Source organism: Listeria floridensis FSL S10-1187 (genome assembly GCF_000525875.1).
In the GTDB taxonomy this organism is placed as follows: Bacteria; Bacillota; Bacilli; order Lactobacillales; family Listeriaceae; genus Listeria; species Listeria floridensis.
Map to the genome: position 1 here is coordinate 1 of NZ_AODF01000078.1, position 1,494 is coordinate 1,494.

Below are 1,494 nucleotides of genomic sequence, written 5' to 3' on the forward strand. Positions count from 1 at the left end.
ACTCAGACTGTAGACAAAGTAAGTGAAAAAACTTTGTTTACAATGTTTTTTGATTTATACTAAGGAGAGAACTGACATAAAAAACAAGAGGTGAAGAACATGTTATCCAAACATCAAGACGATATTCGCCACCAAATGGTGGCCATCTCCATGGATGATTTAGTGCCAGAAGACCATTTAGTTCGAAAAGTGGATGCGGTGATTGATTTTGATTTTATCTATTCCCTTGTCGAACATACCTATTCGCATACAGGAAGGCCTAGTGTGGATCCTGTGGTGCTGATCAAACTCGTGCTCATCCAATACTTATTCGGGATTCGTTCAATGCGCCAAACGATCAAAGAAATCGAAACGAATGTAGCGTATCGATGGTTTTTAGGCTATGATTTTACGATGAAAATTCCTCACTTTTCAACTTTTGGGAAGAATTATGTTCGCCGTTTCGCAGAAACGGATGTGTTTGAACAAATCTTTTACCGGATTCTCAAACAAGCCTCAGAAGCAGGCTTTGTGGATACGGAAATCGCTTTTGTAGACTCGACACATGTGAAAGCGAATGCGAATAAAAATAAATGGCATAAAAAAGGGGTACGTAAAGAAACACGTGCCTATCAAGAAGAGCTTGAAAAAGAAATTAATTTTGTGCGAGAATCAGAAGGAAAAAAGCCGATTGTGTGGAAAGAAAAATGCGAGGAGAAAGAAATTAAAATCAGTCGAACAGATCCCGAAAGTGGATACTACGTCAAAGGGGAACGAGAGAAACAGTTTGCCTATTCTTTTCACACGACTTGTGATCGCCATGGCTTTATTCTTGAAAAAAATCGTAACACCTGGAAACATTCACGATAGCCAAGTACTCATCCCTTTAATGGAAAAACTTCGTCAAAAACACCTACCCGAAGTGGTGGTAATGGATGCAGGTTACAAGACGCCAGCGATTGCCCATTATCTGTGGGGAAATCAGATGGAAGCGGTGCTTCCTTATACCCGGCCTCGAGGAAAAGAAGGCTTTTTCACGAAACGAGATTTTATGTATGACGCATGGTTAAACGCGTTTCATTGTCCGAATAATCATCTTTTGTCCTATGTCCGTCTCAACCGAGAGGGTTACTACCTCTATAAATCCAATTCAACCATTTGTGAAGGATGTGCACTTCGCACAGAATGTACGGACAGTCGAGTCTATGAAAAGAGTTTGACTCGCCACCTATGGGAAGCTGACCTTGAACGATCGGAGGAGTTACGCCATATAGAACGCCACAAGGCGTTCTATAAAAAGCGAAAAGAAACGATTGAACGATGTTTTGCCGATGCAAAAGAAAAGCATGGTATGCGTTATGCGACGTATCGCGGATTAGCGAAAGTCACACTGCAAGCCACGCTTACTTATACTGCCATGAACCTGAAAAAACTAGCTTTATGGACGTGGAAGAAGTCTTGTTCTTCTTCGAGTTTTTTCATTCTGAGAGCTAAAAACGACAATCCCGTCTTTTT

General features: G+C 41.0%; 1 pseudogene. It reads left to right on the plus strand.

The features are described from left to right. Positions 1-99 precede the first annotated feature (99 nt). A pseudogene (locus MFLO_RS14240) lies at positions 100-1,494 on the plus strand (IS1182 family transposase); the annotation flags it as partial.